Raw genomic sequence first — 20,657 nt, 5'->3', positions numbered from 1 at the left:
AGGTTAGATTAACCCGCTAATCTCGCGAAGCGCGAAGAAAGGTGAGCAATATGATGCAGCAGCAGTCGTCCAACTCCTACCTGTTCGGTGGGAATGCTCCGTACGTTGAAGAACTGTACGAAGCGTATCTCGACAACCCAGGTTCCGTGCCCGATAACTGGCGCGCGTACTTCGATTCCATGCAACACGTCCCAGCCGTCGACGGCACCAACAAGCCGGACGTCGCCCATGCCTCCGTGATCGCCTCGTTCGCCGAACGCGCCAAAGCCGGCCCGATCCGCACCGTGGTGGCATCCGCCGACGCCGAAATGGGCCGCAAGCGCGTGGCAGCCACCCAGCTGATCGCCGCCTACCGCTACCTGGGTTCGCGCTGGGCCAACCTGGACCCGCTGCAGCGCCAGGAACGTCCATTGATCCCGGAACTGGAGCCGAGCTTCTACGGCTTCACCGATGCCGATCTGGACACCGTTTTCAATATCAGCAACACCTACTTCGGTCCTGAAACCGCAACCCTGCGCGACCTGACCAACTTCCTGCGCGACACCTACACCCGCTCCATCGGCGCGGAATACATGTACATCTCCGACCCGGCCGAAAAGCGCTGGCTGCAGGAGCGCCTGGAATCGATCCGCTCCACCCCGAATTTCACCGCAGAGAAGAAAAAGCACATCCTGGAGCGCCTGACGGCAGCTGAAGGCCTGGAACGCTATCTGCACACCAAATACGTCGGCCAGAAGCGCTTCTCGCTGGAAGGCGGCGAGACGTTCATCGCCTCGATCGACGAAATCATCCAGCGCGCCGGCGAAAAAGGCGTGCAGGAGATCGTTATCGGCATGGCCCACCGCGGCCGCCTGAACGTGCTGGTCAACACCCTGGGCAAGGCGCCTAAGGACCTGTTCGAAGAATTCGAAGGCAAGCATGGCGACGACTTGCCGGCCGGCGACGTGAAATACCACCAGGGCTTCTCGTCGGACATCTCCACCGCAGGCGGCCCGGTCCACCTGTCGCTGGCGTTCAACCCGTCGCACCTGGAAATCGTCAACCCGGTGGTTGAAGGTTCGGTCAAGGCCCGCATGGACCGCCGCGGCGACGCAGCCGGCGCGCAAGTGCTGCCTATCCTGGTGCACGGCGACGCCGCGTTCGCAGGCCAGGGCGTTGTGATGGAAACGCTGAACCTGGCGCAGACCCGTGGCTACGGCACCGGCGGCACGGTTCACATCGTGATCAACAACCAGATCGGCTTCACCACCTCCGACCCGCGCGACGCGCGCTCCACCATCTACTGCTCGGACGTCGTCAAGATGATCGAAGCACCGGTGCTGCACGTGAACGCCGACGATCCGGAAGCCGTGGTCCTGGCATCGCAGATCGCCATGGACTACCGCCTGCAGTTCCAGAAAGATATCGTTGTCGACATCATCTGCTACCGCAAACTGGGCCACAACGAGCAAGACACCCCGGCGCTGACCCAGCCGCTGATGTACAAGAAGATCGCCAAGCACCCAGGCACCCGCAAGCTGTACGCGGACAAGCTGAGCGCGCAGGGCGTGATCGCTGCCGATGGCGGCGACAAGATGCAGGCCGCCTACCGCGACGCCATGGACGCCGGCAAGCACACCGTCGATCCAGTGATCTCCAACTTCAAGAACAAGTACGCGGTCGACTGGCTGCCGTTCCTGAACCGCAAGTGGACCGATTCCGCCGACACCGCCGTACCGTCGACCGAACTGAAACGCCTGGCCACCCGCATCACCACCGTGCCGGAAGGCTTCAAAGTGCACTCTCTGGTCGAGAAGGTACTGGCCGACCGCGCCGCCATGGGCCGTGGTGAAGTGAACCTGGACTGGGGCATGGGCGAACACCTGGCCTACGCCTCGCTGGTATCGTCCGGCTACGCCGTGCGCCTGACCGGCCAGGACGCCGGCCGCGGCACCTTCGTGCACCGCCACGCCGTGCTGCACGACCAGAACCGCGAGCGTTGGGACGCAGGCACCTACGTGCCGCTGCAGAACGTGTCCGAATCGCAGGCACCGTTTACCGTGATCGACTCCGTGCTGTCCGAAGAAGCCGTTCTGGGCTTCGAATACGGCTACTCGACCGCCGAGCCAAACACGCTGACCATCTGGGAAGCCCAGTTCGGCGACTTCGTCAACGGCGCCCAGGTTGTCATCGACCAGTTCATCAGCTCCGGCGAAGTGAAGTGGGGCCGCGCTTCCGGCCTGGTGATGATGCTGCCGCACGGTTACGAAGGCCAGGGTCCTGAGCACTCGTCCGCACGTCCGGAACGTTTCCTGCAGCTGTGCGCAGACAACAACATGCAAGTGGTGCAGCCGACCACCGCGTCGCAGATCTTCCACCTGCTGCGCCGCCAGATGGTGCGCCAGTTCCGCAAGCCGCTGGTCATCCTGACCCCGAAATCGCTGCTGCGCAACAAGGACGCCGGCTCGCCGCTGACCGAACTGTCGAAGGGCGCCTTCCAGACCGTGATCGGCGAAGTGGACGACAAGATCGACGCCAAGAAGGTCAAGCGCGTCATCGCGTGCTCGGGCAAGGTTTACTACGACCTGGTCAACGCACGCAAGACGCGCGGCCAGACCGACACCGCCATCGTGCGTGTGGAACAGCTGTATCCGTTCCCGCACAAGTCGTTCGCTGCTGAACTGAAGAAGTTCCCGAACCTGGCGGAAGTGGTATGGGCCCAGGACGAGCCGCAGAATCAAGGCCCTTGGTTCCAGATCCAGCACAACATCTTCGAAAGCATGGACGCAGGCCAGCGTCTGGCGTACGCAGGCCGTCCGGCCTCGGCATCGCCGGCCGTCGGTTACTACGACAAGCACTACGCGCAGCAAAAAGACCTGCTGGAAACCGCGTTCTCGAAGCTGAAGGGCTTCATCCTGACCAAGTAATAGGCCCGCCCTCTGCTAAGGCATGTGGCCCAGGCAGAGGGCATCAAAGCATACAAAATACGGAGTTTTTTCATGGCACAAATCGAAGTTAAAGTCCCACAACTGTCGGAATCCGTCGCAGAAGCGACCCTGCTCACCTGGCACAAGAAAGTCGGCGAAGCCGTCGCGCGCGACGAGAACCTGATCGACATCGAAACCGACAAAGTGGTACTGGAACTGCCAGCGCCTGCCGCCGGCGTGATCGTGCAGATCATGCAGAATGACGGCGCCACCGTGGTTGCCGACCAGGTTATCGCCATCATCGACACCGAGGCCACCGCCGGCGCCGCGCCTTCGGCTCCAGCCGCTGCCGCCGCTGCTCCTGCCGCCGCTCCAGCTGCTGCTGCCGCTACCGGTGGCAACAAGGGCGACGTAGCCATGCCGGCCGCCGCCAAGATCCTGTCCGAAGCCGGCCTGTCCGCTTCCGACGTTGCCGGTTCCGGCAAAGACGGCCGCGTGACCAAGGGCGACGCCCTGGCCGCCGCTTCCGCACCGAAGCCTGCCGCTCCGGCGCCGCTGGCCCCAGCCGCTGCCAAGCCGGCGCTGCAAAAGGTTGCCGCGCCAGCCGCGCCTAACCTGGGCGACCGTCCGGAAGAGCGCGTGCCGATGAGCCGCCTGCGCGCCCGTATCGCCGAGCGCCTGGTGGAGTCGCAGTCGACCAACGCCATCCTGACCACGTTCAACGAAGTGAACATGGCTCCGGTCATGGACCTGCGCAACAAGTACAAGGACAAGTTCGAAAAAGAGCACGGCGTGAAGCTGGGCTTCATGTCCTTCTTCGTCAAGGCCGCCGTGGCCGCGCTGAAGAAGTACCCGATCCTGAACGCGTCGGTGGACGGCAACGACATCGTCTACCACGGCTACTTCGACATCGGTATCGCAGTCGGTTCGCCACGCGGCCTGGTGGTGCCTATCCTGCGCAACGCGGACCAGATGAGCATCGCTGAAATCGAGAAGAAAATCGGCGAATTCGGCGCCAAGGCCAAGGAAGGCAAGCTGACCCTGGAAGACCTGACCGGCGGCACCTTCTCGATCTCGAACGGCGGCACCTTCGGCTCCATGCTGTCGACCCCGATCATCAACCCGCCGCAATCGGCCATCCTGGGCGTGCACGCCACCAAGGACCGCGCTGTGGTGGAAAACGGCCAGATCGTGATCCGTCCGATGAACTACCTGGCAATGTCCTACGACCACCGCATCATCGACGGCCGCGAAGCCGTGCTGGGCCTGGTGGCCATGAAGGAAGCACTGGAAGATCCAGCGCGCCTGCTGCTGGACCTGTAATCAAGCTGGCGGGTTACGCGGGGGCGCCGAGCCGCTGCGTGCTAACCCGCCCTACAGCCCGTGGGGCGGGTTAGGCGGAACGCCGTAACCCGCCATGCCGCCGCAGCGTTGCGAAGGAGTGTCATGAGCGTTTCTGAAGAAATCAAGCGTTTGCACGAACTCAACCAGGCTGGCGCGCTGAGCGACGAGGAATTCGCCCGCGCCAAACAGAAGCTGCTCGACACCACGCCGGTGTCGCTCAGCAAGGACAACGGTTCCGGCGACTTCGCCAGCGAATTCAACCGCTTCCGCCGTTCCCGCAGCGACCGCTGGCTGGGCGGCGTGTGCGGCGGCCTGGGCAAGATCTCGGGCATGGAGTCGTGGATCTGGCGCCTGGTTTTCACGCTGTTCACGATCTGCTTCGGCTTCGGGCTGGTGATCTATCTCCTGCTATGGATATTCGTCCCGGACGAAATTAATTAGGATAAAAAATAATGAGCAATAAACAATTTGACGTCGTCGTCATCGGCGCCGGTCCCGGCGGCTACATCGCCGCCATCCGCGCAGCGCAGCTGGGCTTCTCGGTCGCTTGCGTGGACGAGTGGAGCAATGAAAAAGGCGGCCCGGCACCTGGCGGCACCTGCACCAACGTCGGCTGCATCCCATCGAAAGCGCTGCTGCAGTCGTCCGAGCACTACGAGCACGCCGGCCACTCCTTCAAGGAGCACGGCATCGACGTGTCCGGCCTGTCCCTGAACCTGGGCCAGATGATCAAGCGCAAGGACACCGTGGTCAAGCAGAACAACGACGGCATCCTGTTCCTGTTCAAGAAGAACAAGGTCACCTTCTTCCACGGCCGCGCCGCCTTCGAAGGTGCTGCCACCGCCGACGGCTATCCTATCGCCATCACCGGCAAGACCCCTGAGACCATCAACGCCAAGCAAGTGATCGTGGCCACCGGCTCGAACGCGCGTGCACTGCCGGGCGCCGAATTCGACGAGAAATTGATCCTGTCGAACACCGGCGCACTGGCGATCGACGCCGTGCCAGCCAAGCTGGGCGTGATCGGCGCCGGCGTGATCGGCCTGGAAATGGGTTCCGTATGGCGCCGCCTGGGTTCCGACGTGACCGTGCTGGAAGGCCTGCCGACCTTCCTGGGCGCCGTGGACGAGCAGATCGCCAAGGAAGCCAACAAGCTGTTCACCAAGCAGGGCCTGAAGATCTCCCTGGGCTGCAAGATCAACAGCGTGACCAAGGGTGCCGACAACGTCACCGTGGAATACGCCGACGCCAAGGGCGACGCGCAGACCGCCGTGTTCGACAAGCTGATCGTGTCGATCGGCCGCACCCCGAACACCAACGGCCTGGGCGCCGACAAGGCCGGCCTGGCGCTGGACGAGCGCGGCTTCATCGCCGTGGACGGCGACTGCAAGACCAACCTGCCGAACGTATGGGCGATTGGCGACGTGGTGCGCGGCCCGATGCTGGCGCACAAGGCCGAAGAAGAAGGCGTTGCCGTGGCCGAGCGTATCGCCGGCCAGCATGGTCACACCAACTTCGACACCATCCCTTGGGTCATCTACACCTCGCCGGAAATCGCGTGGGTAGGCCGCACCGAGCAGCAGCTCAAAGCCGACGGCACGCCGTACAAGGCCGGCACCTTCCCGTTCCTGGCCAACGGCCGCGCACGCGCGCTGGGCGACACCTCGGGCATGGTCAAGTTCCTGGCGCACGCCGAGACCGACGAAATCCTGGGCGTCCACATCATCGGACCGATGGCTTCCGAGCTGATCTCCGAAGCCGTGGTGGCCATGGAGTTCAAGGCATCGGCCGAAGACATCGCCCGCATCTGCCACGCCCACCCATCGCTGTCCGAAGCAACCAAAGAAGCCGCGCTGGCCATCGACAAGCGCACGCTGAACTTCTAAGCACCACCGGCGGGTTACGGCTGCGCCTAACCCGCCCTACATCCCCCGATGCGGACCGTAGGGCGGGTTGGCGCGCAGCGCGTAACCCGCCGAACGCAACCGGCATCTCCCATGAACGTCCAAGAGTTCTACCAGCACGCGCTGACGCAGCGCGATTTCAAGGCCGACGAGGCGCAGCAGCGCGCCGTCGACCGCCTGCAGCTTTGCTACGACGAGTGGGTGGACTACAAAGCCCAGCGCTCGAACAGCTTCAAGCGCTTCATCAACCGTCCCGACGTGCCACGCGGCGTGTACATGTGGGGCGGGGTAGGGCGCGGCAAGTCCTTCCTGATGGACAGCTTCTACTCGGTGGTGCCGCTGGTGCGCAAGACGCGCCTGCACTTCCACGAATTCATGCGCGACATCCACCGCCAGCTCGACGAGCTGAAGGGCGTGGCCAATCCGCTGGAGGAAGTGGCGCGCAAGGTGGCCAAGAAGTACCGCCTGATCTGCTTCGACGAATTCCACATCTCCGACGTGGCCGACGCCATGATCATGTACAACCTGCTGTCGGCCCTGTTCGACAACGGCGTGTCCTTCATCATGACCTCGAACTACGACCCGGAACTGCTGTACCCGGACGGCCTGCACCGCGACCGCATCCTGCCCACCATCGCGCTGCTGAAAGCGAAGATGGACGTGATGAACGTGGATGCCGGCGTGGACTACCGCGGCCGCGCGCTGGAGCAGGTGGACTCCTACTACACCCCGCTGGGCGCCGAGACCGACGCCGCGCTGCGCGCCGCCTACGCCCGCATCGCCGAGACGGCCGACGACGATCCGCACGTGATCATCGAGAACCGCCAGATCCGCGCGCTGCGCCGCGCCGGCACCATCATCTGGTTCGACTTCGCCACCCTGTGCGGCGGCCCGCGCTCGCAGAACGACTACCTGGAGATCGCCAGCCAGTTCCATACCGTGATATTGTCCGGCATACCGATGATGTCGGCCGGTATGTCGTCCGAAGCGCGCCGCTTCACCTGGCTGATCGACGTTTTCTACGACCAGAAGGTCAAGCTCATCATGTCGGCCGAAGTCGAGCCGGAGGAGCTGTACACTAGCGGCATGCTGGCCAATGAATTTCACCGTACCGTGTCGCGCATCGTGGAGATGCAGTCGCGCGAGTACATGGACAAGGAACAGCGCGGCGCTGCCGAAGCGCTGTCGTAACAACAGGATAAACATGGCAAAGTACTTCAATCTGGCGGCTGCGGCCCTGCTGGCAGCGGCCGCGATGAGCGCGTCCGCACCGGCGGCGCAGCAAATCGGCCAGGCGCCGGTGGGCGAGCCCGCCGTCCCGCAATCGCACTCGGTGGAGCAGGCCGACGCGCGCCTGGCCGAGGTGGCCAAGGGCCGCGCCGCCGTGGAGGCCGAGTACGCCGCCGCCGAGCAGGTATGCAACGCCAAGTTCTTCGTCAACTACTGCCTGGACGGCGCCAAGGAAAAGCGCCGCGCGGCGCTGGCGGGACTGCGCGCCATCGAAGTGGAAGCCAACCACTTCAAGCGCAAGTACGCGGTCGACAAGCGCGACGCCGAGCTGGCCGAGCGCATGAAGAAGGATGAAGAGGAGCTGGCGCGCCGTGTCCAGAACCCGCCGGCGCCGCACGCCGAGCGCGAGCCGGCCAAGCCGGCCGCCAAGCCGGGTCCCAGCCTGGAGCAGCGCCAGGCCGAGCACGACGCCAAGGTGACAGCGCAAGCGGCCAAGGATGCCGCCGAAGCGCCCAAGCGCGCCGCCGCCGTGGCCGCGTTTGAAAAGAAAAAAGCCGAGTCCGAAAAGCGCCAGGCCGACATCGCCGCCAAGAAAGCCGCCAAGGAAGAAAAAGCCCGCAAGCGCCAAGCCGACGCCGCCGCCCAGGCAGAAAAAGAAGCGGCCAGGGAAGCCGCCGCCAAAGCCAAGTAATGAGCAAGTAGGGCGGGTTAGCAGGGCGCGCCCTGCGTAACCCGCCGGCGCCGCCTACACCGCCTTCCCCATCTTCTGCACCGTATAAGCAGGCGCTTCCTTCGGCGGCGCCACCAGCTTGACGATCGCCATGCTGCAGTTATCCCCCTGGCCCTTGGCCCGTTCGATCGCCTTATTAATCAGCATCTCCGAGGCCTGGCGCGGCGTGCCGCGCGCCACCACGGCAGCCAGCTCCGTCTCGGTAAAATACTGCCACAGCCCATCCGAGCACAGCAGGAATGCATCTCCCGGCTGCAGCCCCTCATAAACACCCAGCGTGACAAACGGCGCCTTCTGCCGGTTGCCCAGCACATTGGCCAGCAGGCGCGCGCTGCGGTGCTTCTTCGCCGCCTCGGGCGGCAGCCTGTCCACGTTCACCAAATGCTCGACATACGCCGCATCGCTGCTGCGCTCGCCGCACTGCGTGCCGGAAAAGCGGTACAGGCGCGAATCGCCCACGTAAGCCCACACGGCCTGGCCTTGCGGCGTGAGCACCAGCAGCACCAGCGTGGTCTGCGGCTCGCCGCTGGTCCCCAGCGGATTCATGGCCAGCACTTCATGCGTTTCCAGCGCAATGCTGCGCAGCAGCTCCTGCACGCGCGCCAGGTTGGCCGTGTCGCCGGCGCGGTAGTCGTCGAACAGCTGCTTGCTGGTGTGCAGCACCTGTTCCGGCGCCGTGCCGCCGCTACCCATGCCGTCGGCCAGCACCGCCATCACGTAGCCCGGTGCCTTCGGCGCCGTGTAGAGCACGGCGCGGTCGTTTTGCTGCGGCCGGTTCCCCAGATGCTGGGCCGTACCGGCTTCGATTTTATAAATGCTCATGTCTACTGGCTAGCCTGCGTCTGTGCACTGAGTTAAACTATGCACCGGTAAGCAGTTTTGTTGCAAGCGTAGGGTTGTTGACCAGGCGAAACTGTTGGGAAATATAACAGAACCGAGACCCTATGACAGACGTAGAAGAAATCAAGCGCCGCATTATCGAGCTCGACGTGGAACACCGCGACCTGGATGCGGTGATCGACATGCTGACCCTGGACGGCCATCACGACCAGCTCCAGCTGCGCCGTCTGAAGAAACGCAAGCTGCAACTCAAAGACTACATCACCTTGCTGAAAATGCAACTGGTGCCCGACGTACCGGCCTAAGCCGCGCGATCCCGTGCGCGGCAGCCCCATCTTAGCTTATTTTGACCGATCTCCGACTTACGGCTGACATGTCCGCCCCGGCACCCGCGCCGGCCCAAGCCCAGGCCCCGGCACCCCACCCCGAACCCGGCAAGCACGACGCCGAAATCGACCGCCTGTTCGGTCCCGGCGGGCCGCTCAGTCCGGCAGTGGGCGGCTTCCGCCCGCGCCAGTCGCAGACCGAGATGGCCAAGGCCATCGCCGCCGCCATCGACGGACGCAGCACCTTGATGGCCGAGGCCGGCACGGGCACGGGCAAGACCTTCGCCTATCTGGTGCCGGCGCTGCTATGGGGCGGCAAGACCATCGTCTCCACCGGCACCAAGAACCTGCAGGACCAGCTGTTCCTGCGCGACATCCCCACCGTGCGCGCGGCGCTGCAGGCGCCGGTGTCGGTGGCGCTGCTCAAGGGACGCGGCAACTATTTGTGCCACTACCACCTGGAGCGCACGCTGCAGAACGGCCGCATGACCTCGCGCGAGGACGTGGGCTACCTGCGCGAGATTTCGCGCTTCCTGAAGATGACCTCGTCCGGCGACAAGGCCGAGCTGGCGCGCGTGCCCGAGAACGCCACCATCTGGAACCTGGTCACCTCCACGCGCGACAACTGCATGGGCGCCGAATGCCAGTACTACCAGGACTGCTTCGTGATGAAGGCGCGCAAGGAAGCGCAGCAGGCGGACGTGGTGGTGGTCAACCACCACCTGTTCTTCGCCGACGTGGCGCTGAAGGACACCGGCGTGGCCGAACTGCTGCCGTCGGCCAACACCATCATCTTCGACGAGGCGCACCAGCTGCCCGACACCGCCACGCTGTTCTTCGGCGACACCTTCAGCACCTCGCAGGTGCTCGAGCTGTGCCGCGACGTGCTGGCCGAAGGCCTGGCGCACGCGCGCGACGGCGCCGACTGGGGCAAGGTGGTCACGGTGGTGGAGAAGGCCGCGCGCGACCTGCGCCTGACCTTCCCGCAGGACATCGTGCGCCTGTCGCTGCCGCAGATCGCCCCGTCCAGCGAGTTCTTCCCGGCGCTGGAAACCCTGAAGGACGAGCTGGACGGCATGCTGGCCGTGCTGGAAAAGCAGGGCGAGCGCGCCGAGACGCTGGACCAGTGCCGCATGCGCGGCATCGAGCTGGCCACCGCGCTGCGCGAGTGGAAGTTCGATCCCAAGGCCAAGGTGGACAAGGGCGAGGAAGCGGTCTACTGGGTGGAGGCCTACACCAGCTCGCTGCAGCTGCACAAGACGCCGCTGTCCATCGCGCCCATCTTCAACGGCCAGCGCGAAGGCGTGCCGCGCAGCTGGATCTTCACCTCGGCCACGCTGGCCGTGAAGAACGACTTCAAGCACTTCGCCGAGCAGATGGGCCTGACCGGCGAGCCGGCGCGCACCTGGCCCAGCCCGTTCAACTACGAGCAGCAGGGCATCCTGTACGTGCCGCAGGGCTTGCCCGACCCGAATTCCATGGGCTACACGGACGCCGTGCTGGACGCGGCGCTGCCGATCATTGAAGCGTCCGAAGGCCGCGCCTTCCTGCTGTGCACCACCTTGCGCGCCGTGAAGCGCGCCGCCGAGCGCCTGCGCAACGAGTTCGAGCAGCGCGGCCTGCCGTATCCGCTGTTCGTGCAAGGCGACAAGGGGCGCACCGAGCTGCTGGACCAGTTCCGCAAGTCCGGCAACGGCGTGCTGATCGGCAGCCAGAGCTTCTGGGAAGGCGTGGACGTGCGCGGCGAGGCGCTGTCGCTGGTCATCATCGACAAGATGCCGTTCGCCCCGCCGGACGACCCGGTGCTGGCCGCGCGCATCGAAGTGATGGAAAAGCAGGGCCTGAACGGCTTCATGCACCACACGCTGCCGGAAGCCATCATCAACCTCAAGCAGGGCGCCGGCCGCCTGATCCGCGACGAAGGCGACCGCGGCGTGCTGATGCTGTGCGACCCGCGCGTGATCACCAAGCCCTACGGCCGCCGCGTCTGGCAAAGCCTGCCCCCCTTCAAGCGCACCCGCGAAGCGCAAGTGGTAATCGACTTCTTCAAGGGCGTGCCCCCGGCCGACCCCGAAGCCAGTCCCTCCTGACGCGCCTTGCGCCATTCCAACAAGCAGCCTGAGCCGCATTCGGGGTCTGACCCCGAATGCGGCTCAGCTCGCTTAGGCTTGCGGGTTGATGACGACCTTGCCGGTGACTTTGCGGGCGGCCATGTCGTTCAGCGCCTGCGGGGTGTCGGCCAGCGCGTAGCGGGCGGAGATGTGGGGCTTGGTCTTGCCTTCGGCCAGCCAGCCCAGCAGCTGCATCATGCCGGCCAGGTTGGCCTTCGGTTCGCGCTTGGCGAATTCGCCCCAGAATACGCCCACCAGCGAGGCGCCTTTCAGCAGCGCGAGGTTGAGCGGCAGTTTGGGGATCTCGCCGTTGGCGAAGCCCACCACCAGGTAGCGCCCGCGCCAGGCGATGGAGCGGAACGCCGCTTCGCTGTAGTCGCCGCCCACCGGGTCGTACACCACGTCCGGCCCCTTGCCGCCGGTGGCCGCCTTGACCGCTTCGCGCAAGTCTTCCTTGCTGTAGTTGATCAGCGCGTCGGCGCCGTGCGCCTTGCAGATGGCCAGCTTGTCGTCGGTGGAGGCGGCGGCGATCACGCGCGCGCCCAGCGCCTTGCCGATCTCGATGGCGGCCAGGCCGACGCCGCCGGCCGCGCCCAGCACCAGCATGGTTTCGCCCGCTTTTAACGCGGCGCGGTCCACTACCGCGTGGTGCGAGGTGCCATAGGTGAGGGTGATGGCGGCCGCCGTGTCGAAGTCCATGCCGGGCGGCATGGGCATCAGCGCCTGGGCCGGCACCGCCAGCTGCTGCGCGAAGGCGCCGTGCGCGGAGAAGGCGATCACCTTGTCGCCCACCTTGTAGCCGCTCACGCCGTCGCCCACCGCGCGCACCACGCCCGATACTTCATTGCCCGGGGTGAAGGGCAGGGCGGGCTTGTACTGGTATTTGCCCTGGACGATGAGCACGTCCGGGAAATTGACGCCGGCCGCTTGCACGTCCAGCACCACGTGGCCGGGCGCCGCCTCCGGGTCGGGCAGCTCTTCCACGGTCAGGGTGTCGGGCAGGCCCCAGGCTTTGCATACGATGGCTTTCATGCGGTCTCCAATGGTTGGTTATGGTTATTAATAGTACGGTCGTTCCATTTTACGGCGATTCCTGATTGCTGTCGCGTTTACTCTGCGGCTTGCCCGTTTGCGTTTTCGCAAAGCGCGGCACGCCCAGCGCGCTACAGTGGGTTTAATGAGCAAGCAGGAGGCTGCCATGTCGACTATCCGCTACGGCTGTTTCTTCAGTTATGCGCACGGGCGCCATCCCCACATGATCAAGTTCAAGAACGACCTGGCCGAGGCGCTCAAGTGCTACCTGGAACCGCACTTTGACAATGAAAGCGAACTGTTCATCGACACCGAGCAGCTCGGCGGCGGGGACGACCTGGACCGGCGCATCGCCACCGCGCTGTGCGAAAGCGTGTGCATGATCGTCATTTATACGCCGAAATACGAGGCCCATGGCTACACCCGGCGCGAATTTGCCGCCATGCAGCAGATCGAGAACGAGCGCCGCCTGTGGTATCCGCTGCCCAGCCACCTCATCATCCCTGTCATCATGACGCGCCATCCCTTCAGCCTGCCGCCGCAGATCACCGATCCCGGCATGTATGTGGACTTCTCACGCTACACGCTGGCCAGCGGCGACCTGAAAACCAATCCGGACTTCCTGCCCGACATCGAAAAGATCGTCCAGCGCATCGCCGCGCATTACCACTATTTGAAGCACAGTATCCCGCCTGAACACGATTGCAGCCGCTTCGTGTTGCCGCCCATCCCCGAGGAGTGGCGCGCCACTCCGCCGCCCCACTTTCCCCGCTAAGGTGACCCATGGAACTCCCGCACCTGTTGCCGCCGCTGGCCACGCCCGGCGAAGTCACAACCTTCCACTCGCACAAGGGCGGCGCCGGCCGCAGCATGGCGGTGGCCAATCTCGCCACGCTGCTGGCCGGACGCAGCCAGGCCTCGGTGCCGGTACTGATGGTGGACTGGGACCTGGAGGCGCCCGGCCTGCACCAGTATTTCGCGCCGGCGGCGGACGGGCCGGGCGTGCTGGAGCTGTTCACCGCCTGCCGCGACCAGCTGCTGCGCCGCAGCCGGCGCAGCGCCCTGCAGGACGACGCCGAGCAGGCGCGCCAGGTGCTCGAGGCGGTGGGCTGGGAGCGCTACGTGGTGCGCGTGGACCAGAGCCGCCCGCTGTACCTGATGCGCGCCGGCCGGCTGGACGCCGGCTACGCCGAGCGCGTGGCGGCCTTCAACTGGGAAGCGCTGTTCCATCTGTGCCCGGCGCTGTTCCGCAGCTTTGCCGACATGCTGGCGCGCCAGTTCCGCCACGTGCTGGTCGACGCGCGCAGCGGCCGCACCGATACCGCCGGCATCTGCACCACCTTGCTGCCGACCCGCCTGGTGCTGCTGTTCGAGGCCAACCGCCAGAGCCTGGAGGGCTTGCAGGCGCTGGTGCAGCGCGTCACCACCTACCGGCGCAGCCACGAGGACGAGCAGCGCCCGCTGCTGGTCTATCCATTGCCGACCCGTACCGACGCGGAATGCAGCGCGCAGCGCGCCCTGTGCCGGCGCGGCGACCCGGCCAGCGGCTTGCCGGGCTACCAGCCGGTGTTCGAGCAGGCGCTGGCCGAAGCCTACGGCTTGCAGCAGCTGTCGCTGGAGAGCTATTTCGACGAGGTGCAGCTGCCGCAGTCGCGCAGCCTGGCGCGCGGCGAGCGCCTGGCGGTGCGCGGCGAGCCGGTGGCGGACCGCTTTTCCGCCACGCGCTCCTACGAGGCCTTGCTGGGCTGGCTGGCCGGCGGCCACCCGCCGTGGCAGTCGCGGCGCGAGATCCCGCTGCTGGCGGCGGTGGCGCAATCGCGCCGCGCGGTGGAGGCGGGCGGCGCCTACGGCATGATGCTGGCGCGCGACCTGTTCCGCCTTGGGCTGGTGTACGCGGACGAGGGCCGCTGCGCCGCGGCCGTGCTGGCCTTCCGGGAAAGCCTGGAATTGCACGTGAAGGTGGTGGGTGAGGAACATCTGGAGACGGCGGCCGTCAAGGCGCAGCTGGCGCGCATGCTGCTGCGGGAAGGCGAGCTGGACCAGGCGCGCATCCTGCTGCGCTGCGTGGTCGAGACGCGCACGCGGCTGCTGGGCGGCGAGCATCCGGACGTGCTGGAGGCATGTTCGGCGCAGGCCAGCGCGCTGGCCCGGCAGGGCTATTTCGAGGCCGCGCTGGACCGGCAGGAGGAGGTGCTGCAGATCCAGATGCGCTTGCTGGGGCCGGAGCATCTGCTGACGCTGGCCAGCCTGGAGGCGCGGGCCGGCATCCACGTCCTGTCGGGCGAGCTGGAACTGGCGCGCCAGGCGCAGGAACAGGTGCTGGCGGTGCGCGCCCGCCTGCTGGGCGCCGAGCACGAGGACACCCGGCGCGTTGCGGCCGCGCTGGGGCAAACCCTGGCCAGGATGGAGGAGGCGGAGCAGATGGAGCGCTTAGGCGCGCAGCCCGCTCCGTATGCGGTGCCGCGGGGGGGCAGCCCGGCCACGCTGCCCGCAGCCGCGGGCGCGAGCGTCACAGGCGCCGGTGCGATGGCGGGGGGGGCGCAGGCCGGCGAGGCTGCGGGCGCGCGCGAGGCCGTGCGCATGGGTGGCCAGCTTGGCCCGCTCATGCCGGGCGCACCAGGGGAGCGCAGCGCGCGCGAGCAGCCGGGGCATTACAGCGCGCCGGCGCGCCAGCGCAGCGCGGCACGGGCTGCCGGCCAGGCGGCGGAGGCCGTCCCAGCGCCCCCGGCCGTGCGCGTACCCGGTGTCGAGCAGGAAGTGCAGGCTTATTACGAGGAGCCGTACTCGCTGCAACGCGCCGAGCCGCCCCTTGAGCAGCCGCTGCCGGAAGCGTCGCCGGAGCCGCGCGCCTAGTGGGGCGCAGGCCGGTTCGGGCCGCCGCGCGCCGGCGTCGTTGCACGGCCAATAAATTTGTCCGGGGCGGTGGCCGCCATGTGCTGGCGTGCCATTGCTTCAGGTAAAATCCCAGCCATGCGTATCCTAATTAGTAATGACGATGGCTATCTGGCGCCCGGCATCATCGCCCTGGCGGAAGCGCTCGCGCCCATAGCGGACATCGTGGTCGTGGCGCCCGAGGGCAACCGTTCCGGCGCTTCCAATTCGCTGTCGCTGGACCGGCCCCTGTCGGTGCAGCAGGCGAGCAATGGATTCTATTTTGTCAACGGCACGCCGACCGACTGCGTGCACATCGCGCTGACCGGCATGCTGGCGGAGCGGCCCGACCTGGTGGTGTCCGGCATTAACAACGGCCCCAATATGGGGGACGACACCCTGTATTCGGGCACGGTGGCGGCCGCCACCGAAGGCTATCTGTTCGGCGTCCCGGCCATCGCGTTCTCGCAGGGTTCCCACGGCTGGGAGCACATCGAGGACGCGGCCAGGGTGGCGCGCGACATTGTCGAGCGTTATGTCGATATGCTGGCGCAACCATATTTGCTCAACGTTAACATCCCGAACCGGCCTTATGCCGAAATGGGCAAGTTGACGGCCACCCGCTTGGGCCGCCGCCACCAGGCCGAACCGGTGATCCGCTCGCAAGACCCGCGCGGCCGGGAAATTTTCTGGATCGGCCCGCCCGGCGCGTGCAAGGACGCCGGCGAAGGCACCGATTTCCATGCAGTCAGCCAGGGCATGGTGTCGCTGACGCCGCTGCAGGTGGACTTGACGCACCGTACCCAACTCGAGACGCTGGCAAAGGCCCTGGCATGACCGACAAACACCGCACCTTCCCGTTGCCGCTGTCCTCCGTGGTGGACAAAGCACAGAAAAAGCCGGCGGTGTTTTCGCCGGTGGCCACGCCGCAGACGGCCACCCAGAACGCCGCCCGCAACGCGGCCTTGGGCGGCACGCATCCGGGCGTGCGGGTGGCGGCGGTGCCGGGGACGGCGGTGCGCCCCGGCAGTGCGCCGACCGCCATGCCGTCCCGTTCGCACACCTATGCCATGGAGCGCGCGCAGGTGGCCCCGGCCGCCGCGCCGCGCCAGAATCCGCTGGTGTCGGACGCGGTGCGGCGCGCCATGGTGGCGCGCGTGGCCAGGCAGGGCGTGAAGGACGCGGTGGTGCTGGCCGCGCTGGAGGCGGTGCCGCGCCATATGTTCATGGACGAGGCGCTGGCCTCGCAAGCCTATATCGACGCCTCGCTGCCGATCGGCCACCACCAGACCATTTCCCAGCCCTACATCGTGGCGCGCATGATAGAGGTGATGCGCAACGGCGGCCAGCTGAAGCGCGTGCTGGAGATCGGCACCGGCTGCGGCTACCAGGCGGCGGTGCTGTCCTGCCTGGCGCAGGAAGTGTTTTCCATCGAGCGCATTAAGCCGCTGCACGAGCTGGCCAAGGGGAATTTGCGGCCGCTGCGGCTAGCGAATCTACGCTTGCATTACGGAGATGGTATGCTAGGGCTGCCTCAGGCGGCCCCGTTCGACGGCATCATCCTGGCCGCTGCCGGCCTGGAAGTGCCGCAAGCGCTGCTTGAACAGCTCGCCATTGGCGGCCGCCTGGTCGCCCCGGTGGGCGCGCGCGCCCAGCACCTGGAGCTGGTGACGCGGCTGGGCAAGGCCGAATGGACCAGCCAGACGCTGGAAGACTGCCATTTCGTGCCCCTGCGCCCCGGAACCGTGTAAGGTCCGGCTGAAGATGACAAACTAAGATGAGTATGACGAATAAGAGTTCCCTGTTACTGCTGAGCATTTCCCTGTGCGTGCTGAGCGCCTGTACCACCGTGCCGAACCAGGCGCCCGTGATCGACCGCACCACGCCCATGGTGACCGCGCCGCCGGCGCGGCAACCGTCGCCGAGCGAGGATGCGCAGAAAGAGCGCGAAGAGCGCGGCCTGTACACCGTGAAAAAGGGCGACACCCTGATCCGCATCGCCCTGGACCACGGCCAGAACTATCGCGACCTGGTCACCTGGAACAACCTGACCAACCCGAACGACATCAAGGTGGACCAGGTGCTGCGCGTGCAGCCGCCCGAATCGGTGGGCGGCGTGCAGACTGTGGCCGTGCCGCAGCCGGGCACCACCGAGGTCAAGCCCGAGCCGGTGCCCAAGAAAACCGGCCCGCGCGGCGAGAAAAGCCGTGGAGCGAGGGCGCGCTGGCGGAACTGCAGCGCGGCGACGAAGGCAGCACGACCGCCGCCGCAGGCAAGCCGGCGCCGGCGCGCAGCGAGCGCCCGGCCGCCGTGTCCGCCGCCGCACCGGCAGCGCCCGCGCCTGCCGCCCCGGCCGTGCAACTGAGCGCCGAAGACCGCGAGCTGACCTGGGCCTGGCCGTCCGAAGGGCGTGTGATCGCTACCTTTGATGAAGGAAAAAACAAGGGTATCGACATTGCCGGGAAAGCTGGGCAACAAGTATTGGCCGCAGGTGCAGGAAAAGTGATGTATGCCGGTAGCGGCATCCGTGGATATGGTAATCTCGTTATTGTGAAGCACAGTAATAGCCTGCTGTCGGCCTACGCGCACAACCGGACCATCCTGGTGAAGGAAGGGCAGAGCGTGAACAAGGGCCAGATGATTGCAGAAATGGGGGATTCGGACACGGACGCCGTCAAGCTGCACTTTGAAATCAGGCAGCAGGGCAAGCCGGTCGATCCATCGAAGTTCTTGCCTAACCGCTAGCTACCCATGACACACTCGCCGCACGACCGCCTGGATGACGATGCCCTGCCGGACGATTTTCCGGACGAGCAGATCGACGATGCAGCCGTCGACGGCGAGGCGGTGGACGGCGACGAGGGCCATGCCGCGCCCGAAGTGAGCGCGGTGCTGGAGAGCGTCGACGAACTGAAAAAGGTGCTGGCCGCCGAGCTGTCCACCGACACCACCCAGCACTACCTGAACCAGATCGGCACCCGGCCGCTGCTCACCGCGCCGCAGGAGGTGCACTACGCCACGCTGGCCAAGCAGGGCGACTTTTCCGCCCGCCAGACCATGATCGAGCACAATCTGCGGCTCGTGGTCTCCATCGCCAAGCACTACATCAACCGCGGCGTGGTCCTGCTCGACATGATCGAGGAGGGCAATATCGGCCTGATGCGCGCCATCGACAAGTTCGAGCCGGAGCGCGGCTTCCGCTTCTCCACCTACGCCACCTGGTGGATACGCCAGAGCATCGAGCGCGCCATCATGAACCAGGCCCGCACGGTGCGCCTGCCGGTGCACATGGTGCGCGAACTGAACCAGATCCTGCGCGGCAAATACCACCTGGAAGCGCAGCACCACAACGGCAAGGACGCCACCGCCGAGGACATCGCGGAACTGGTGGGCCGGCCGGTGGAAGAGGTGCAGGACATCCTGGCCTTGTCCGAGCACGCCACCTCGCTGGACGCGCCGCTCGACAACGATCCCCAGTCCTCGCTGATGGACATGCTGCCCGGCGATAGCGAGGACGCGCCGGACGCGCGCGCCGAACACCACGAAATGACGGTGCTGGTGCGCGACTGGCTCACCAAGCTGCCCGACAAGCAGCGCATCGTCATCATGCGCCGCTTCGGGCTGGACAACGACGATCCGGCCACGCTGGAAACGCTGGCCGAGGAAATGGGCGTCACGCGCGAGCGGGTGCGCCAGATCCAGCAGGAAGCGCTGGTCAAGCTGAAACGCGCCATGGCCGCCCGCGGCGTGGTGCGCGACTCCCTGCTGTAAGCCCCTCCGGCGCGCCGCCGCCCGCGACCTGCGGGCGCGCATCTGCTATCATATCGCCCTTCCGAAAGCCTGCGCGGCCTGCGCCAGCTCCCATTTGACTTGAACGTTATGCAAGACACTATCATCGACATCAAATCGCTCGACATGGACGCCCGCGGCGTCGGCCACATCGAAAACGAAGACGGTACGCCGGGCAAGGTGGTATTCGTGGAAGGCGCGCTCCCCGGCGAGCGCGTGACGTTCGAAACGTTCAAGAAGAAGAAAAACTGGGAGGCAGCCCGCCTGGTGGAGATCCGCAAGGAGTCGTCCATGCGCATCAAGCCCAAGTGCGTGCACTTCGACTACTGCGGCGGCTGCTCCATGCAGCACCTGGAGCCAAGCGCGCAGGTGGCCATCAAGCAGCGCACCCTGGAGGACAACCTGTGGCACCTGTCCAAGGTCAAGGCCGGCAACGTGATGCGTCCGATGTACGGCCCGACCTGGGGCTACCGCTACCGCGCGCGCCTGTCGGTGCGCTACGTGGCCAAGAAGGGCACGGTGCTGGTGGGCTTCCACGAAAAGAAATCGGCCTACGTGGCCGACATCCAGAGCTGCCAGATCCTGCCGCCGCACGTGTCGGACATGATGATGCCGCTGCGCGCGCTGATCGGCTCCCTGAGCATCTTCGACAAGGTGCCGCAGATCGAGCTGGCCATCGGCGAAGACCTGACCGTGCTGGTGCTGCGCAATATGGAACCGCTCACGGCCGACGACGAGACCAAGGTCAAAGCCTTTGCCGACCAGTACAACATCCAGTGGTGGCTGCAGCCGAAAGGCCCGGACACGGCCTATCCGTTCTACCCGCTGGACAAGCAGCTGCACTACCTGCTGCCAGAGTTCAACGTGCGCATGCCGTTCAAGCCGGTCGACTTCACGCAGGTCAACCATCACATCAACCGCGTGCTGGTATCGAAGGCGCTGCGCCTGCTGGAAGTGCAGCCGCAGGACCGCGTGGCCGATTTGTTCTGCGGCCTGGGCAACTTCACCTTGCCGCTGGCCACGCAGGCGCGCGAAGTGGTGGGCATTGAAGGCAGCACTGCGCTCACCGAGCGCGCGCTGTCGAACGCGGTGGTGAACGGCGTGTCGCAGAAGACCAGCTTCATGACGCGCAACCTGTTCGAAGTGAGCAAGGAAGACCTGATCGCGCTGGGCAAGTTCGACCGCGTGCTGATCGACCCGCCGCGCGACGGCGCCATGGCCCTGTCGCTGGCGCTGGCGGAGCTGAAGAAGACCAATCCCGAGCTGCTGCCCAAGCGCATCGTGTACGTTTCGTGCAGCCCGTCCACGCTGGCGCGTGACGCCGGCGTGCTGGTGCACCTGTGCGGCTATGTGCTGAACAAGGCCGGCGTGGTGAATATGTTCCCGCACACCTCGCACGTGGAATCGATGGCCGTGTTCGACCTGAACATCGACGCGCTGGTGACCCAGCTGGCCGACGGCCGCGACATGCCGGCTGCCGTCGAGCCGGACGGCGCGGTGAACCCGCTCGGCGCCGCCGCCTAGCTTTCGCCGCCTGGCTTTTCGCCGCCCGCCCGGCGGTGCGCTTAACCGCG

At 66.0% G+C, this 20,657-nt stretch carries 16 protein-coding genes and 1 pseudogene; 15 read left to right on the top strand and 2 right to left on the bottom strand.

The genetic code is table 11. From position 1 onward, the window contains the following. Positions 1-50: 50 nt before the first annotated feature. From ACFJI2_RS18590 to ACFJI2_RS18565, 6 genes are all read left to right on the top strand, one after another. A complete protein-coding gene (locus ACFJI2_RS18590) occupies positions 51-2,906 on the top strand; it encodes a 2-oxoglutarate dehydrogenase E1 component (RefSeq protein ID WP_107871201.1) in 2,856 nt (951 codons plus the stop codon). Positions 2,907-2,978: 72 nt separating this feature from the next. After that, positions 2,979-4,229: a 2-oxoglutarate dehydrogenase complex dihydrolipoyllysine-residue succinyltransferase gene (gene odhB, locus ACFJI2_RS18585; protein ID WP_377701348.1), complete on the top strand. Its 1,251-nt coding sequence runs from the start codon at positions 2,979-2,981 to the stop codon at positions 4,227-4,229. A 123-nt stretch (positions 4,230-4,352) separates the two neighbouring features. Further along, the gene (locus tag ACFJI2_RS18580) at positions 4,353-4,691 is read left to right on the top strand and encodes a PspC domain-containing protein (protein WP_056394836.1); all 339 of its coding nucleotides are present in this window, start codon (positions 4,353-4,355) and stop codon (positions 4,689-4,691) included. Positions 4,692-4,702: 11 nt separating this feature from the next. After that, the gene (gene lpdA / locus ACFJI2_RS18575; protein WP_377701347.1) at positions 4,703-6,136 is read left to right on the top strand and encodes a dihydrolipoyl dehydrogenase; all 1,434 of its coding nucleotides are present in this window, start codon (positions 4,703-4,705) and stop codon (positions 6,134-6,136) included. 111 nt (positions 6,137-6,247) lie between these two features. After that, positions 6,248-7,345: a cell division protein ZapE gene (zapE, locus tag ACFJI2_RS18570; protein WP_107871193.1), complete on the top strand. Its 1,098-nt coding sequence runs from the start codon at positions 6,248-6,250 to the stop codon at positions 7,343-7,345. 13 nt (positions 7,346-7,358) lie between these two features. Beyond that, positions 7,359-8,075 (top strand): hypothetical protein, encoded by a 717-nt coding sequence (locus ACFJI2_RS18565; RefSeq protein ID WP_377701346.1) that lies wholly within the window; start codon positions 7,359-7,361, stop codon positions 8,073-8,075. A 54-nt stretch (positions 8,076-8,129) separates the two neighbouring features. Here the strand turns inward: ACFJI2_RS18565 and ACFJI2_RS18560 are convergent, their stop codons facing one another. Next, positions 8,130-8,936, bottom strand: a complete 807-nt coding sequence (locus tag ACFJI2_RS18560) for a PP2C family protein-serine/threonine phosphatase (RefSeq protein WP_377701345.1) — start codon at positions 8,934-8,936, stop codon at positions 8,130-8,132. Positions 8,937-9,058: 122 nt separating this feature from the next. On the opposite strand from ACFJI2_RS18560, the gene ACFJI2_RS18555 reads away from it, so the two are divergent. Together ACFJI2_RS18555 and ACFJI2_RS18550 are read left to right on the top strand one after the other, a co-directional pair. Next, positions 9,059-9,259 carry a YdcH family protein gene (locus ACFJI2_RS18555; protein ID WP_056394845.1) on the top strand — a complete coding sequence of 67 codons (201 nt, stop codon included), beginning with the start codon at positions 9,059-9,061 and terminating at the stop codon, positions 9,257-9,259. Between the two features lie 68 nt (positions 9,260-9,327). Further along, complete coding sequence (locus ACFJI2_RS18550) at positions 9,328-11,370, top strand: ATP-dependent DNA helicase (RefSeq protein WP_377701343.1); 2,043 nt, start codon at positions 9,328-9,330, stop codon at positions 11,368-11,370. A 72-nt stretch (positions 11,371-11,442) separates the two neighbouring features. Here the strand turns inward: ACFJI2_RS18550 and ACFJI2_RS18545 are convergent, their stop codons facing one another. Beyond that, positions 11,443-12,423, bottom strand: a complete 981-nt coding sequence (locus ACFJI2_RS18545; RefSeq protein WP_377701342.1) for an NADPH:quinone oxidoreductase family protein — start codon at positions 12,421-12,423, stop codon at positions 11,443-11,445. A gap of 166 nt (positions 12,424-12,589) precedes the next feature. On the opposite strand from ACFJI2_RS18545, the gene ACFJI2_RS18540 reads away from it, so the two are divergent. The 7 genes and pseudogenes from ACFJI2_RS18540 to rlmD all read left to right on the top strand — a co-directional run bounded on the left by ACFJI2_RS18540 (position 12,590) and on the right by rlmD (position 20,607). Then, a complete protein-coding gene (locus tag ACFJI2_RS18540) occupies positions 12,590-13,198 on the top strand; it encodes a toll/interleukin-1 receptor domain-containing protein (RefSeq protein WP_107871361.1) in 609 nt (202 codons plus the stop codon). An 8-nt stretch (positions 13,199-13,206) separates the two neighbouring features. Continuing rightward, positions 13,207-15,276: a KGGVGR-motif variant AAA ATPase gene (locus ACFJI2_RS18535; protein ID WP_377701340.1), complete on the top strand. Its 2,070-nt coding sequence runs from the start codon at positions 13,207-13,209 to the stop codon at positions 15,274-15,276. Between the two features lie 117 nt (positions 15,277-15,393). After that, positions 15,394-16,131 carry a 5'/3'-nucleotidase SurE gene (gene surE / locus ACFJI2_RS18530; protein WP_377701339.1) on the top strand — a complete coding sequence of 246 codons (738 nt, stop codon included), beginning with the start codon at positions 15,394-15,396 and terminating at the stop codon, positions 16,129-16,131. Then, complete coding sequence (locus ACFJI2_RS18525; RefSeq protein WP_377701338.1) at positions 16,128-17,045, top strand: protein-L-isoaspartate(D-aspartate) O-methyltransferase; 918 nt, start codon at positions 16,128-16,130, stop codon at positions 17,043-17,045. The genes surE and ACFJI2_RS18525 overlap by 4 nt, the downstream gene beginning before the upstream one ends. Positions 17,046-17,077: 32 nt before the next feature. Continuing rightward, positions 17,078-18,039, top strand: a pseudogene (locus tag ACFJI2_RS18520) (peptidoglycan DD-metalloendopeptidase family protein). Positions 18,040-18,045: 6 nt separating this feature from the next. Further along, positions 18,046-19,065 carry an RNA polymerase sigma factor RpoS gene (gene rpoS / locus ACFJI2_RS18515; RefSeq protein ID WP_377701337.1) on the top strand — a complete coding sequence of 340 codons (1,020 nt, stop codon included), beginning with the start codon at positions 18,046-18,048 and terminating at the stop codon, positions 19,063-19,065. A 108-nt stretch (positions 19,066-19,173) separates the two neighbouring features. Further along, the gene (gene rlmD, locus ACFJI2_RS18510; RefSeq protein ID WP_377701336.1) at positions 19,174-20,607 is read left to right on the top strand and encodes a 23S rRNA (uracil(1939)-C(5))-methyltransferase RlmD; all 1,434 of its coding nucleotides are present in this window, start codon (positions 19,174-19,176) and stop codon (positions 20,605-20,607) included. Positions 20,608-20,657 lie beyond the last annotated feature (50 nt).

This window comes from Pseudoduganella sp. UC29_71, assembly GCF_042693265.1.
Classification (GTDB): Bacteria; Pseudomonadota; Gammaproteobacteria; order Burkholderiales; family Burkholderiaceae_D; genus Rugamonas.
This window is presented reverse-complemented; position numbering and strand designations above follow the sequence as displayed.